Annotated in this window: 7 protein-coding genes; 1 reads left to right on the plus strand and 6 read right to left on the minus strand. The window is 53.9% G+C overall.

Features of this window, described 5'->3' with window-relative positions; genetic code table 11:
* Window positions 1–76: 76 nt before the first annotated feature.
* The 6 genes from H6G21_RS05325 to H6G21_RS25960 all read right to left on the minus strand — a co-directional run bounded on the left by H6G21_RS05325 (window position 77) and on the right by H6G21_RS25960 (window position 14,247).
* On the minus strand, window positions 77–1,534 hold the full coding sequence (locus H6G21_RS05325) for a serine/threonine-protein kinase (RefSeq protein WP_242041663.1): 1,458 nt from the start codon (window positions 1,532–1,534) through the stop codon (window positions 77–79).
* A gap of 786 nt (window positions 1,535–2,320) precedes the next feature.
* Window positions 2,321–4,897 (minus strand): UDP-forming cellulose synthase catalytic subunit, encoded by a 2,577-nt coding sequence (gene bcsA, locus H6G21_RS05330; RefSeq protein ID WP_190571323.1) that lies wholly within the window; start codon window positions 4,895–4,897, stop codon window positions 2,321–2,323.
* Window positions 4,894–7,473 (minus strand): cellulose biosynthesis cyclic di-GMP-binding regulatory protein BcsB, encoded by a 2,580-nt coding sequence (locus H6G21_RS05335; RefSeq protein ID WP_190571325.1) that lies wholly within the window; start codon window positions 7,471–7,473, stop codon window positions 4,894–4,896. The genes bcsA and H6G21_RS05335 overlap by 4 nt, the downstream gene beginning before the upstream one ends.
* Before the next feature lie 101 nt (window positions 7,474–7,574).
* Entirely contained in the window at window positions 7,575–8,819 is a 1,245-nt protein-coding gene (locus H6G21_RS05340; protein ID WP_190571328.1) for a glycosyl hydrolase family 8, read from the minus strand.
* Window positions 8,820–8,821: 2 nt separating this feature from the next.
* The gene (locus H6G21_RS05345; RefSeq protein WP_242041664.1) at window positions 8,822–11,143 is read right to left on the minus strand and encodes a tetratricopeptide repeat protein; all 2,322 of its coding nucleotides are present in this window, start codon (window positions 11,141–11,143) and stop codon (window positions 8,822–8,824) included.
* A gap of 338 nt (window positions 11,144–11,481) precedes the next feature.
* Window positions 11,482–14,247 carry a hypothetical protein gene (locus tag H6G21_RS25960; RefSeq protein WP_190571332.1) on the minus strand — a complete coding sequence of 922 codons (2,766 nt, stop codon included), beginning with the start codon at window positions 14,245–14,247 and terminating at the stop codon, window positions 11,482–11,484.
* A gap of 664 nt (window positions 14,248–14,911) precedes the next feature.
* Between H6G21_RS25960 and H6G21_RS05355 the strand changes: the two genes are divergently transcribed.
* A complete protein-coding gene (locus H6G21_RS05355) occupies window positions 14,912–15,640 on the plus strand; it encodes a hypothetical protein (RefSeq protein WP_190571333.1) in 729 nt (242 codons plus the stop codon).
* Window positions 15,641–15,666: the final 26 nt, after the last annotated feature.

Genomic DNA, 15,666 nt, shown 5'->3' on the forward strand with positions numbered 1-15,666 from the left:
CTTGATTGACTTTAACTTTGACTTTATCCAACTCATTCTTAAGAATATTTTTGCTCAAGCCTGGGTCGCCAACAGGTCACCAAGTCGGACTCATGACGGCCCACTCCTGCAAGCGTGATTGCAATTGTGCATTAATCGGCATTTCCAGAATCAACGCACATTTTTGGGGCGCTTCCTGGGCAAACAGCAACACATAATACTTCCCTTGGGCTCCTAGCAAATGGAGGGTTTCTCGCCCTTGGCCCGTTCGCAAATCCAGAAAATGGGAAAACCAACGGGGATCCCGACCCAGGTGACAGGCTCGATTGTAGATCGCCGTCGTCCAAATGGCTAAGGGGTAGGGGGATGGCAAACAGAGTACATTCTTGTAGATGCGATTGTAGAGCTGGTGCAACTTGAGTTCTTTGATTTCCTCATAGGGCAACATCGCCCAAACCAAAGGCACTTGCTTTTGGTAGATTTCCAAATTACGCAGAAACGTAATCGCCCCGATCGGTTTGTCCTGGGGCCAAGTCGCCACGCGATACAACTCATCCAAAACAGAAGTCGTACCCCGACCGCGAGACGTGCTGCGACGATCGACCCCATCGGCTCCCACCAGCAAAGATTGCCGCATCAATGCCCCATTAATCCGATCGGTCAGAGAGCGATTGGCCTCATAGCGTTCTTCCAGAGGTTCCAGGACTTTCAGAATCTCGATCGCGGTTTGGGGCCGATCCTTAGGATTTTTGGCCAAGCAACCCATGACCAGGGCTTCCAAATTCTTGGGAAAGGTGGTTCCCGGTGCAACCTCCGTTAAGGTGCGAGGGGCATGGGACGTATGGGCGCGATACCATCCTGCAAAGGAATGGGTATCCGCATGGATCGGCAATTTCCCCGTCAACATTTCAAACATCATGACGCCCAAGCTATAGATATCCGATCTGACATCTAATTCCCGGCCTTCCATTTGTTCTGGTGAGGAATACACCATCGTCCCCATGTAGGTACTGGTCTGGTTGCTATCCTCCTGCAACAGTTTAGAAATGCCAAAATCGAGTACCTTGACCAATTCACCTAAACTCTGATCCTGCGTCACCAGCATATTGCTGGGTTTAATGTCTCGGTGAATGATTGGACAAATGGTTCCGTCAATATCAATGCCTTGATGGGCGGCCTGCAATCCTAGGACAATTTGCCGAATTAAAGAGAGGAATCGGGGTAGGGGCAGGGGTTGTCGTCGGATAATGTCGCTGAGGCTTTCTCCCTGCAAATATTCCATGACGTAATACGGAACATCCTCATGGTTGACGTCATAGTCCGTCACCCGCACAATGTGAATGCTTTTCTGTCCCAATTGGGCACAGATACTCGCCTCCGTCCAAAAGCGATCGCGCATTCTACGATTCAGTAAAGTCTGCGCCAAAAATTTAACCGCAACGACGGCTCCTAGGCGCGTATCTTTGGCTTTGTAAACCCGTCCCATGGCCCCCTTGCCTATCAACTCCAGCAGTTGATAGCGGTTATTCAGAAGATTGCTGTTGGGTTCGGTCATGGGGATCAACAAAGTGTGCACGGCGCAATACTAATAGTTTAGAGCGTAGCGTTGAGAGCGGGGGGTTTGGAGGCTCAGGACTGCGATCGATTATGAGTTTTCTGCTAACCAGTCTCCAAGGCGGTAACCGTTCACTGAAAAATTACTCAGCAAAGTGGCTCAGCAAAGTAATTCAGCTACGGGAGGAATGAATCGGCTCAGCAAGCGTAATCTGTGGCCTCAAATCACTAATACGAATAGAGTGTGGAAGGGTCGTGAGAACGATCGAGATTTCCTGAGATCAGTATGGACATCCGTATTGAGAAAACTAACGTATCAGCAGATTTCCTGAGCATGGGGTTTTACTGAGACCCTTGACCAAGGCAGAGTTAAGGGTACAAACAAATTCCGCGATCACACGTAATCGCGCAGAGCCCATCTCGCCCAAAAAATCTCTGATCAAACTTTGCAGAGCAAGCTGCTAAAGTGATCGGGGATCTTCCGGTCGAAGATTGCTGCAATTACAGGACTGATACACCACTGCGGCAGGAAACTCCGGGAATTCTTCGTAAATGAGAGTGGAGCATAGGAGAGCGGGGGATCACTGTATGTTGGCAATAGAACTGTATGTTGGCAATAGAACTGTATGTTGGCAATAGAACTGCGTGTTGACAATAGAACTGCGTGTTGACAACAAAAAAGAGAGACCGGTTTACAGCCTCTCATCGGTAGCAATTTAGTAGCAATATTGATTAATAGGAATGGATTAGTCGGAAGACTGGACTGGCCAGAATGCGTCTTAGGGCGTTAGTTCAACGTTTTGACCAACTGTTTAATCTTCGATTCCTGCTTGTCCATCACTTCCTCCGGGAAAATGAGATCGATCGTCACTGTCCCCCGATCGCTCCCATCACCATAACCCACGCGGTCAACTTGGGCTAACAGCCGTCGGGGTTGTACGTCACTGGATTCTTGACTGATCAAGAGCCCCACTAAGGGTTGCCCCAGGTTGAGTTCTTCAATATCCGTCAGACTATTGTGCAGACTGTTGGCAGGCAGTTCCAAGCGCAGACTCCGTCCGCCAATTTCCACCGCCCGCGCACCGTAGAACGCACCTTTCCAATACAACTGGGCAAAGGCATTGATCGATTTGCGTACCCGCATCCGGCTGGTTTCGGGCAGACGGACTTGGAAAGCTCGCTGGAGACTGGTGGTGATGAATCGAATCGAAGCTAGCGGATCATCGGACTGTTCCCGCCGTTGCGAATACCACTCCTTCACGTCGGAGTAGATGACGATCGCCAAAGCATCCAGTTGCGCTTGGGTCGGGTTGACAAAATCTAACGTCACCACCAGTTGGGTGTCGGTCACCGGCAAGGCTCGGACAACTTGCCCCTTCAGAAAAGTCCGGGTCCCGTAGTCCCCCACCAATTCCACTTCCACCACATCCAGCAAATCCGCCCAGGAATCCAACACAACTTGGCAGCCGGTTTCACTCACATTCAAGGTATTGCCTTTGAGGGTGTTGTCCTGACTGTAGATCACAGCCGCTAGCTTGCGATCGAGACGGTGCGATCGGCGTAATTGCGGTTGCTCAAAAGCCACTAGCACCGATGCCACAATCAGAATCAAGTTAAAGAAGCTCCAGAACAAGTTCACCAAAACCGCTTCTGCGGTGTCGGGCCGCAACCATAGCCAAAAGGGAGCCGCAACGATCGAGGCAACGACCAAAGCTGCGGCAAACACCAAACCCCGCGACGACTGCCAGTCAAAGCTGCGTTTCGTCACGGTCAACCCCTTATCAGTCACGTTGAACGATCCCAATTTCGGGTTAATCAACGCCAGCAAGGTCACAATACCCGCATGGAAGGACATGGCGAATTCATAGATCTCATTCCAGAAGGAAAATCGCACATGTTTATAGGTAATAAAGTTGGCGTAGGTAGAGATGATGAAGTGGGGCAACGCATAGGCCAAGGTTTCCAGTCCCAACCCGCGAATCGGGTTGATGCCAAACACCAAGAACAGGGCCGGTGCGATCGCATACATCAACCGGGGAAAGCCAAAGAAAAAGTGGGACGTGGCACTGAAATAGCAAATCCGTTGGGGGATGGACAGTTTCAACTTGGGATTGAACAGGGGATTTTCAATCCGCAAAATTTGCGCCATTCCCCGCGCCCACCGCACCTGCTGACCGACATAGGCGGAAAACTTCTCCGGAGCCAGTCCCGCCACCATGATTTTGTCGTAGTAGACGGATTCATAACCGAGGGCGTGCAGCCGCAGAGAGGTGTGACAGTCCTCCGTCACGGTTTCCACTGCAATGCCCCCCACCTCCAGCAAATGGGACTTGCGCACGATCGCCGCTGAGCCACAGAAAAAGGCCGCATTCCAAAAGTCGTTACCCTTTTGCAGCACTTTGTAGAACAACTCGTTGCCGACGGGAATCTTACCGCCGGTTTGTAAGTTCCGCTCAAAGGGGTCGGGGTTATAAAACCAGTGGGGCGTCTGGACGAGGGAAACCTTAGGTCTGCTGAAAAAGCCCACGGTTTCCTTGAGAATGTTGCGGGTGGGAATGTGGTCACAGTCCAGAATCAACACCAGTTCTCCCGGTGTGCGCCGCAGAGCCGTGTTGATGTTGCCAGCCTTGGCGTGGTCGTTGTTATCTCGGGTCAGCAGCGTACAGCCTAACTCGGTGCACATTTTCCGCAGCTCTTCCCGGCGGGCTTTGAATTTCTCTGCCCGTCCATCATCCAGGATATAAATGTTCTTTTTGGGATATTCGATCGCCAAAGCCCCTAGGGTTGTCTTGCGGACAATCTCCACATCTTCGCTGTAGGTGGGAATGTAAATATCCACCAAAGGCAACCGATCTTCAGGGATACCCGAAATATCAATGGGCTTACGTTCCTTGAGTTTCAGGGTTTGGAAATAGGATAAGCCTAGGGTGAGAATGGCATACAGTTCCGCTACATAGAGCAGAATACTAAACACCGCATCCACCCAGCCGCCTGTGAGGTTGAGGGTGTAGTTTGTGCGGTAGTAGAGATAGCGAAAGGTGGTAATCAGACTTAGCCAGACGAGGAAAAGATGGAGATATTCACTGGTGCGTCCAGCAGCCTGCTTTTGCTCTACCGCAGTCACGACCCAAGCCAACACGACAAGGATGACCGCCACAATGCCCTGCTGCGGAATCGTCAACGGCGTAATCACCAGCGGCAGGGAAAATAGCGCGATAAAGCCCATTAGCCAGACCAGTTGACTGCGGCCAAAGCGACCAAACACCCGATCGAAGAAATTGGGAATTAAATCCACCAACCACTCAACCACCTGGGCACTTTTGCTCTGGGGGCGTTTCGGCGAAGGATTAGACATGGAACTCATGAAGACTCTCCCGCAACACGCTTGAGGTACAGTTGGGCAACGCCATACAGCAGAATCGATAGTCCAATAATGCCCGAGGGCAGCAACCACCAATTATTTTGGAAGACTCGTCGCATCCGGCTAATGGGGTTAAGGTTCTCTAAGCTCCGTTGTTCCGATTGCCGGAAGAACTGGAACTGGTAGCCATTGCTGTCGTAGGGGGAGGTATTGGGATTGGCCGCAATCAGGGCGGTGTCGTCTTGCAATTGGTAGAACCAACTGTCATTGCTCAGGACATCCTGCACCTGTTTGAGGCCGCCTTCGGTTTGGGCCGTCAGCGCCAGCACAACCCGATCGTCATTCCAGGGAGACAGCACACTTTGAACGACGCCACCGCTATCTGGCAAGGTTTGGATTTGGGTTTGCTTAAATTGGCGGGTGAAGGCGTCCAGTAACTTGAAGCCGCCTTTTTCCTGAAACACTTCCGGGAGCGGGAAGCGATCGCGGGTGCCAATCCCGACCAGATGTTTGAATTTTTTGGTGGAGTCCTGAAGTTTGCTAGTGGTATACACTTCCTGCTTCACCGATTTCGCTTGGCTGATACGCCCCATGCGTTCACTCAGTTTGAGCAGCGTCATCACTTCCGTTTCCGAAGGCTTATCCGGCAGCACGATCGCCATGCGGGATAAATCCTGGGGCGAGGCAAAGGGATAACCCGTGGTGAATAGCTTCAGATCCGGCAGTTGCACGGAAATCTCGCGGTTGAGATTAAAACTACTATCTTTGTGCAGGGTACCCCACAGTTGTTGATCGGTAATTTGGCCGCACTGCTCAGGGACTTTCGGCACGAGTTTAAAATCCACCCCAATTCTGGAAGTCGGCGTGATCAACTCTGCGGGGAGATCGACCACAAAGGTTTCCTGACTCGCCCCATTATCATTCGTCAGTTTTTTACTACCGATGCCAATGCCATCTACAAAAATAGAGACGGTTGATTTACTGGTATCAACTTGGCCACCATAGCTGTAGCGGACGGTCATTGTACTGCCGCGAATAAAGCGATCGTCGGGCAAGGCGCGAAAATCAAAATCAACCCGGGGAGCCGAAGACCCACGCACCGTTACATCTTGAAAGGGTTTACCATCATTGCCCCGCAAATCGCTGAGATTAAACTGGCTCCGACCAGGGAGATATTTCGGCCAATCGCGCACAGCGGGAGCAGGCAATTCGGGAATCTTATCGCTGGTGACGAGGATGAACTGTCCGGTGCCGATCTGACTGTCCTGGGTTTGCACCAAAAACTGAGCGGCTTTCGTGACGCCAGCAGGACTGTTGCCGGAAATGACCAGCACTGGAACACTGCCATTTTTCAGTGTGCTGAGGGCGAGGATTCCGACATCATCCGGCAGGGGCGCTTTGTCCGCTTGCAGGAATTGCTTGCCGGAAACCGCTAAGGGCAGCTTTAAGGACTTCAGTAACGGTTGTTCTTCCGGCGTACCAATGACGACTAAGCGATCGTTCCATTTGAAATTTTTCGCTTCCTTGACCAGGGCGGTTTCCATCGGGCGGAAGTCCGCAAGGCGACCCATATAGCTGTGAAAGCGGCTGGCTGCTTGCAACCATTCTGGGTTAGTCTGGCTCGGCATCAGGTAGTTAATCCGGGCGGAATCCAGAGCCAGGTTATCAAAAAAGGGATAGGGATAGCGGCTGAAGTCCAGGGGAAATCCCTTGGTTTGGTAGTCCATGACGACCTTGGAATCGGGCAAAACTTCTGTCCAGAGCTTGTCGTCTTGCGCACTGGAACAATTGGTATTGTTTTGCTGCTGGGCTACGAGGGTGATTTCGTTGTAATCCTGCAACAGATTGGCGGGAATTTCAACGATCGATTCGCCAATTTGGGCTGGCTTCAAGTTGAGGGGGATGCTGCCCACGCTGGTGTCATTGACCCGCACAATCAAGTTGGATTTCCCAGCGGCCAAGTCAGGCGAGTGGCGAAACCGCACGAGAACCTTGGCGGTTCTAACCTGCCAGGTGCGGGGTCGCGTAAACCCCAGGCGAGATTCCGCGTAAACCCCTTGGAGACGAAAGCGGTTCCCAATCACAGGGCTGCGGTTAAATTCCAAAACATAGCGATTCAGACCGCTTAGACTGGCAACTTCTGTCGTGGCTTTGTCGTCTTCCAGTTTGTCCTTCGTGTCCTTATTAGCATCGGTCGGTTTGTCCGATTCCGGTTTATCGGTGGCATCGGGCTGGGTTGGAGCGGATTCGATCGGGCGACTTTCCACCGGCGTACTGTCCTGGGCCGGAGCCGGAACCGGCTCGGCAGGGGCGGGTTCTGGAGCCGGCTGGTAGACAGGGGCAGGCGGTGGAGCGGAGGGTAGTTTGTAATTCCGAATTACCTGATCTTCCTGCTGTTGAATGCCTTGGCTGAAGGCAACTCCGCTGGGATCACTGTGGGATAGCAGTACGACCAGTCCTGTGAGCAGGCCCAGGCCGCCGAGGAGGCACGATCGTAAAACGAGGGGATTCCAAGTACGAAGACGGCGGAACAGCGATCGTCGGTGGGATGGAGAAAGATTGGGATAGCGCTTTTTCATAACGACTCAGTCTGGTTGCAAGCGGGTTGGACTCTGGAATTGACTCAGGTATGGGTTCTAGCAGGGTCTACGAGTCAGAATTTTCAAGGGCTGGATGGCGGTCATGGCACACCTGACAATTCAGTAAATTGGCCCTGGAGTGCCTGGGCGATCGCCTGGGGCGGCAATAGCCCAAACCACACTAAATTTTGGGTATAGTACGCTTTATCGTTGTCCCAAAAGCCACCTCGGTAACGGGGCAGCAATTTTTGTTGATAAATCTCCTGTGCTATGGTGGGATTGACTAACTGAAACGCCGCATAGAGCATGCCGTACTGGGAGGTCGCATCGTACTTGACCAAGGGATTTCCCTGAAGATCAAGCTGGGCAGGGATCTTCTTTTGCGATCGCCAGAGGGATTCGATCGTCGCCAGATGGCTTTGCAAATATTGCGTGGCCCTTGGTTCGTTGTACAGGAACCCATCCAGCGCCACCCGCCACCAAACTCGACTGGCATCAAAACCGTATAGGCTCAGCACCGGGCTGGGTTTAACCAAGGCTTGGTATTGCCCGGTTTCCGCATCGAGGGCGATCCAATCACTGGGTAAGCCCGCGCTAGAAACTGCGGTGGAGGCTTCCAAGATTTCATAACTAGTCTCCACAAGCGCTAACCAATCCCGTGACTTATCCACCTCAGCGAATAGGCGAAAGGCATAGGGCGCAAGGTAGGAGGGATTCAGTCGCACCAAATTTCCCTGGCGAAAGGCAATCATCGGCCCCGGCAGCAAATAGCGTTTGCCTTTAACCACCGTGGTTGAGTGCAGCCAAATGTCCTGTAGCTTCGTTTTCGCAAGGGCTAAATATTCCGGTTTTTGCCAGCGTTGGGCCGCCAGAATTAGGGCAAAGCAGGCATCAATATCGGCATCCACCGCAAAGTTGGGATCCAACTGTGTCCATTGCCCATCCTTCTGTTGGCCCCATTTCCAAGCCCAGAGGGAATCGAGGGGTTGCTTTTGCGGGGTTTCGCGCCGGAGATTTTGCTCGGCCCAGCGCAGAGTTTGCTCAAAGGTGGTGGGATCATTGGCGAAGACCGATCGCCAGAGGGCGTAGGCTTGACCTTCGGAGGTGGATTTTTCGTCCCCTTCCCAATCGATCACACGGCCATCTCCCTGGATAAAGCGTTTGCGATAGGATTCCCAGCTTTCCTGGAGAAGATTACGGCTATTGGGCGCAGGACTCACCGTAATCGCCGTATGGGGCACTGGTTTGAGGGTCGGTTTACTGGGTATCGAGGGCGATCGATCGCAGCCAGCCAGACCAAACCAAGGCATCACTAAGAGAATCGTGAACAGGACAACAGGACGCATGGTTAGTACCTTTCCCAGGGTGGTTGGAAGCCCCGCTGCTGGAGATAGCCTTCCTGGATTTCCTGTTGGCGACGCACCAAGCTGGGATCGGTCAGGCTGCCTTGGGTCATTTGCTGTTGCACCTTCAGCGCCTCCAGCCGATCGAGGGCCTGCAACGGTTTTCCCGAAGCCGCACTCAAATCCGCCAGGGTTCGCTGCACGGTCGTATTTTCCGGTTGCAGCACCTGCACCAGGGTGTACAGGCGTTCGGCGGAGGCAAACTGGCGCTGCTGGAAGCGCACCCCCCCCAGGGCCGAGATGGCGTCAATATTCTCCGGTTGCAGGTTCAGCACCGCCGCATAGGCTTGATCGGCTTGGTCTAAGTTGCCGAGGGCTTCTGCGAGCCGACCGCGCAGAAACAAGTTACTGACCAGGTTGCCGCTTTGCATCTGGGCCAGGAGCCGATTAGCCATGATCTGCGCCTGGACAGGATTGCGCGCCGCCATGACCTGAATCCAGCGCACCTGCACATCGGCATTACTGGGATTGGCCGCGACCAAGGCCGCATAGAGCGGCTCGCGGTAGGCGCGGGCGGGTAGTAAACCCACGAGGGTGTATAACTCCTGGGGCGTATTGGCGGGGCGGAATTGCAGGAATTGGTTAATCACGGCATCGGCGTCAAACTCGCTGATCAGCTTGGCCTGGTAGGCGATCGCGGTGCGTCCCAGACGAATTGACCAGTCATTGGGATTGCGCGCCACTAGTTGGTCGTAGAAGTACAATGCTTCCTGGGGCCGATTTTGGGCCAGTCGAATGCCCGCCAGTCCCCGCATCGCTCCGTTGATCAAATCAACATCCTGGGTGCCGCTGGCGAGTAAGGCTTGGTACCGCTGGGCCGCGAATTCCAAGTTGCCCTCCCGGCGATCGATGTCCGCTAGCAGAAGTTCAACGGCGAGATCCTGGGCTCCTTGGGGGGTGGCGCGGTAGGTTGCTAAGGCGGCGCGGGCATTGGCATAGTCCCCCCGATCGATCAACAGTTGCGCCATGCGGAAGTGGAGAAAGGGCTCGTTCACACCCGCTTGCAGCAGGGACTGATAGACCGGTAACAACTCTGGATCGGGTTCAATGCGGGTCAGCGCTTGGGCGATCGCCAACAGTTGGGCCGGGTCACTGGGCAAGGGATTGAGCAGCCCTCTCAACCGTTGGCTCACTTCCGCTTTGGGCAGGCTACCCAAGCGGCTTTCCAAGGCCAGCAGTTGCAGGTTCAATATCCGATCGTTGGGATTTTGCTGCACCAGTTGTCGGAACAGCGCCAGCGCCGTCTGCTCCTGCCCCCGAATGCCGCTCAGCACATCCGCCACTTCCCGAATTAACGACGGGGAAGGATTGGGGGTCGCTTGCAACACCTGCTGGTAAAGAGTTGCAGCCTCCGCTTGCAAGTCAGGACGGGCCTGCTGCCGACCAATTTCGTTTAAGGCTCGGGCTAGGGGAAGACGGGCTTCGTCGCGGCCTCGCAGGGGATCTAAGGTCGCTAATGCCTGCGCCGCTTGCTGGTTGGCGAGATAGGCTTGGGCCAGTTCCGATCGCACTTGGATGGCGTAGTCATTCAACTGTTTCGGTAACTGAGCCTCCAGGACTTGCACGGCTTTGCTGGGATTGCCCGTTTCCCGCAGGGCTCGCCCATAGGCGATCGTGGCGTTCCCCGTAATGGCCTTACCGGACACCTGGCGATATTGCTCAAACAGTTCCAGCCCCCGTTGGGAATTACCGCTGTAGGTGTAAATTTGCGCCGCCCCCAGCAACACATCCGCCGTCGGTTTACCCGCCCGCAACACCTGCTCATAGTCCGCCAGGGATTCACTAAATTTTCCCTGGTAACCGTAGAGCAACGCCCGCTGGGCCCGAGCTTCCAGATCGTTGGGTTGCAGGGCCAGCAGTTGGGTCAGGGCTTCGATCCCCTTGGCTTGCCACTCCGGCTTGAATCCTCCCAAAATCCCGATACTGCGCAGCGCCAAAACGTTTTTCGGATCTTGATCCAAGACCTTTTGGTAGGCCGCAAAGGCTTGGACATCCTTGCCCGCCCGCCGGTAGGCGATCGCCAGTCCTAACTTAGCCTCGGTGGAATTGGGATAGCGCTGAATGGCCTGTTGAAAGGTGGCGATCGCCTGATCGACCAAGCCTTGACTCAGTTGGGTATAGCCCTGCCGCACTTCAGTGGGAACGGCTTCTGATTGGGCGACAACGGTTTCCGCAGCCGGTGCTTTGGATGAAGCATTGGTGGTTTGCGCGATCGCGGAGCTAATGGTCAGGCATGGCAGGAGCGGCAATCCAACCAGAATTGCCAAACATGAGGTTGTCCAGGAAACCCGGTGGCTCTGCCCCGGGGGCTGCCCTGTGGAATGGGAAAGTGTCATCGAATCCCTAGCCTAAATCTCTTAAGGTCAGTTATTGAAGGAAAGCCAGCCCATGTGCCCACCCAGAGTCTTCACTGCTTGAGAGTATTGACTGCCCTCGTCTTGACTAGCGCTTAAGTCAAAAAAATTATCTCAGTTAACCAGAATGGGCATCAGGGGTTGGGTGACAGTTGGCGTATTGCTTTGGCGTATTGCTATAGAGGCGGTAATCGGCGGATGGCGTCGTACTACAACTAGAGCATTCCAGCTAGAGCATTCCAGCTAGAGCATTACGGTTGATTGACTAAACCTTTTGGGGTGATATCAAATTCCGTTTTCAGCCGGAACCCAGCCACGATGTCGGAAAAATCATTGCGCCCTTGCAACGAGAAGCCTAGGCGTAGGTTGGGCAAGAAACGGAAGTCGTAAAACACCTCTAGGGCATCCGGTTTACGTTCACCAGCTTTGGCTCGAAGTTTTTCGTTCGAGAGCCCACGACCGTAGGCCACCCCTAGCCGATCGTCCTGGGAAAAGACATCCAGGAAGCTAATTCCACCGCTAAAGGTGTCGCCCCCTTCGCCCAGATCGATGTTGTTGTAACGTCCGTAGCGGGCAAAGGCTCCCATCTTGCTGCCGGGGAAGAAAATTTCTGCGTTCACGCCGTAGGCTTCCTCGCGATCGCCGCGAATCACGCCGCTTTGGCCATTATCTCTCGGCAGTTCAAAAATACCCGCTGGCCCATCCTTGGATCCCGCTTCCCGGCCCGTGGCATAGGTTCCGCGAATAATCGTATTGCCATAGCGCAGCCCCAATTCCCCGGCGAAACCGTCAAAGGTAAAGTCACCTAAGCCCCTAGCTGACGAAAAGGCCGCCGCCTTCGCTTCGATATTGTCGGTCAAGTTCCAGTTCACCAATAGACCTGGGCGGGAAGACAACCCCACCGCAGACAGGGCGGGATTGGTTTGGAAAATTGAGTTAAAGAAATGGGATGCGCCATCTTTCGCAAAGCTGTTGCGATCGAAATAGGAAGTTAAATCCAGTTGACCCACGGAAAACCGTAGATTAGGAATTTCCGGCAGGGAAGTTGCTAGAAACAGTTCATTCACGTTAAACCCATCATTGGGGGTATCCGTGAAGGCATTGCCGGTGCTGAGGTCAAGGCTGGCCCCAAACAACACCCGCGAACTCAGGGGATAGATCCCTTGTAAACGGGCGCGCGCAGAACTTTCATCCGCTTGAAAGAGATACGTTCCTTGCAGTGTCAGTTTGGGTTGCGTCAACGCCGTACTGCGGAATAGGGGGCGATTGGCCGTTTGCAATTTCTGGGCCGCCCCCGGTTCCAGCAGCACCCCTTCCCGATCGACGGGTGCGCGCAGCGGTTGGTTCGTGATTGTTCCCTGCTGGGCCAAGGCGGGAGCCCCGTAAATGCCTGGATTGACCTGCTGCACATTCACGGGCGCAGAAAGGGGCGAAATGATCCCGATCGACGGCATGGGTTGGACATAGCCCATTTGTGGAATGACCGGATAGGCGGTAGTCACCGGTGCTCCTGGTGCCATCGGTGCTCCTGGTGCCATCGGTATTGCCGGAGCCATTGGCATGACAGGTGGCGATTGCATGAGGTAGGGATTTGCCATCGCTGGATAGCCATAACCTGGGGCGGGATAGGCACCAGGCACACCGGGATACAGGGGATAACCACTGGGAGGCATCCCCATGGGGTAAGCATTCTGAGCAAGCCCTAATGGAGCCGTCGGATACGGGGGGGTGCCCACGGGATAGGCTCCTACCGGATAGCCGTAGGGATTGGGAGGGGCAGCGGGGGCAGCGGCATAGGCTGGTGGCGCATAGGCTGGTGGTGCATAGGCTGATGGCGCATAGTTCCCTGGCATGGCTCCATAGGGATAACCCATGGGGACTTGGGCAAGATTCGGCGCGATCGGATTCGGTGCAATTGCCGTTGCTGGGCCACCCATGGGGGCTGGATAGGCATAGCCGCTGGGCAAAGATGAGGCAACCCCAGAAGGAATAGGCGTCGCGGGCACAGGCAAGCGATTTACATTGAGGGCTCCAGCAGTTTGGACGTAGGGGTTGGGTTGGGAATAGGGGGTCTGGGGATAGGGCTGGGCAGCGGGATAGGGCGAGAAAGAGCGATCGCCCATTGGCTGACCGTAACCCGTCGGTTGGCCGTAACCCATTGGCTGACCGTAACCCGTCGGTTGGCCGTAACCCATTGGCTGACCGTAACCCATTGGCTGACCGTAACCCATCGGCTGACCGTAACCCATCGGTTGGCCATAACCCATCGGTTGGCCATAGGGATAGGCAGGGACACCGGTTGGATAGGAATAGCCGCCCATGGGCAAGCCAGGATTGACGCTGGGCAGAATGGGATTCGGCAGAGCGTAACGCCCGTTAGCAGGAGGCATGGGTGTTGGAGACGGTTGACCGATCGCCTGAGCCACGAGCAAAGGTTGAGGTGTCGTGGTTAGGTTAACGGCCTGCACATTAGCGGGTCGGTTAACAACTAAAAAGGCCGGTTCTACGGGAGCAAGGGCGCGTTCTCTAGTCCCCAAATCCTGGGCAAGGGTCAATTGACCTGCCAAGCTAGAAACGAAACTGGCTTCACTCAGGGCTGCTTGGGACATTGGCACTGAGGGCTGTGGCTGCGATCCCAACCCACTAGGCCGGAACACTTTCGCAATCTGGGAGCCAGGATGGGGGGCAGGAGCAGCAGAGTCGATAACCAGTTGCTGAGAATCCACTGGCTGAAGAGATTGTGTGGATCGAGCTTGAGTCTCGAGCTGAGGTGATGTTGGAGTGGTTGCTTGGGATAGAGTTACAGAGGTTGATGGAGATTGGGGGAGCAGGGCCACCTGAGTGGATTGCGATCGATCGGGGTGCGAGACGTGCAGTGGACTAGCTTGGGTGGGCAGGATATCCGTATAGGTGAAGAGCATCAGTCCAGCCAAGAGGGCACGGCCTCGCAAACGTCTTCGATCGGGGTGTACCCCTCGAGCAATTTTGAAAAGGAATAATTTGGATACATCTGCCATGATTGCCTGCCTCACACCGTATCTAGATCTACATCAATGGATTTGTTCTGCACTCTAACCCGCGCGGCTTTAATCTGCGCTCGCCAAGGTTTGACTCAATTTTGCCTGGGATCTTCGCGATCGCACCACCTTTTGGTGATTGAATGGCTAATTTCTGCAAGCAAGTCGATTTATCCCTTAGAACTGCGAATGTACACTCTGGATCCTCCTATAAAACTTGCTCCAAGACTTTACCGCGCCACACAAGACCCGCTGCACAAGACCCTTAGAAAGCGATTTTTCAATAATCGGAGGATTTTTAGGGATGACTTATCCGTAAATCAACGGATACTGCTGTTAAATCCCTACTACGTTTTAACCTAAAAGCCCGGATAAATCCTCTTGACATTGATTAAATTCTCTATGTGTTTACAGACTTGTCAAAATCTGACGATGTTAGTGTAGAACGATGTTGGTGTAGAACGATGTTGGTATAGAACGGTATTGGTGCACTTGGTTATGGGTGCACTCGGTTACTGATGCACTCGGTGCAAACGAGTCAGGAAGCCGACCCACCGCTAAGAAGAGAACAGTATTGGTTTGCAATCTCACGGCCCCTTTCCCACTCACCCTAGATGACGGAAACATGTCCTACGGAAACTCAGATTCATTCCCACGCACTTTGATGGACTCCGCTGCCATCGCCAATCTTCACAGCAGCCCCCTCAAGCCATTCAAGCACCTAGCCATTTTGAGCCTTGTGCTGATGACGATCGGCTGCACCAAGAATCCACCCCTCAAGCCAGAGCTATCTTTACAAGTCTCAGGGGGCGGTGATGGAACCTATAAAGTTGAAGGTCAAACTAATTTGCCTACCCCCCAAGTGGAAGGTCGGGAAAAACCATTGGTGGTAACCGTCCAAGCCATTCGACGGTTTCAGCCTCGTAGCAATGCCCGCCGTCTAACCAATACCGATCCCATCTATGCCGTGATTGCCAAGCAGCAGGCAGAGGTGAGTAATGGCAGTTGGAAAACTCAGCTCAATTTGACGCCAACGAATGCTAAGGGTCTGCCGCAAGAGGTTTGGCAGCTCAATTCAACCCAAGCCCCCTCGGAGTTTGAGCCAGAACAAACCGTCTTATTTCTAGCCACCACAGCCCCCCTCGATCGCAGTTTGGAATTAGATACCAAGCTAGGATCCAGCGAAAATGGCAATTCTTTGCTCCAGGTGGGCGCAGATGGGAATGTCTATCTACAAGCTGAAAAAACGATAACGATCGCGCCTCCTCCCCTGCAGAAAGGAACGATCGCAGCCAGCCCTAAGGTCGTGAAGGTGACAGCACAATCCCTCCGGGAAGCGGCTAAAGAAAAGCAAGACTCCTCACCTCTGCCCGATCGCGCCTTATTAAGATAAAGCCTGTAGCAATCAAAGCCTTCGCC

Origin of the sequence: Alkalinema sp. FACHB-956, assembly GCF_014697025.1 — a bacterium.
Classification (GTDB): Bacteria; Cyanobacteriota; Cyanobacteriia; order Leptolyngbyales; family Leptolyngbyaceae; genus Alkalinema.

Coding starts and splice junctions, on each gene's coding strand:
- H6G21_RS05335 (WP_190571325.1), bottom strand. CDS start 7,473: ATGAAAAAGCGCTATCCCAATCTTTCTCCATCCCACCGACGATCGCTG.
- H6G21_RS05355 (WP_190571333.1), top strand. CDS start 14,912: ATGGACTCCGCTGCCATCGCCAATCTTCACAGCAGCCCCCTCAAGCCA.
- H6G21_RS25960 (WP_190571332.1), bottom strand. CDS start 14,247: ATGGCAGATGTATCCAAATTATTCCTTTTCAAAATTGCTCGAGGGGTA.
- H6G21_RS05340 (WP_190571328.1), bottom strand. CDS start 8,819: ATGCGTCCTGTTGTCCTGTTCACGATTCTCTTAGTGATGCCTTGGTTT.
- H6G21_RS05325 (WP_242041663.1), bottom strand. CDS start 1,534: ATGACCGAACCCAACAGCAATCTTCTGAATAACCGCTATCAACTGCTG.
- bcsA (WP_190571323.1), bottom strand. CDS start 4,897: ATGAGTTCCATGTCTAATCCTTCGCCGAAACGCCCCCAGAGCAAAAGT.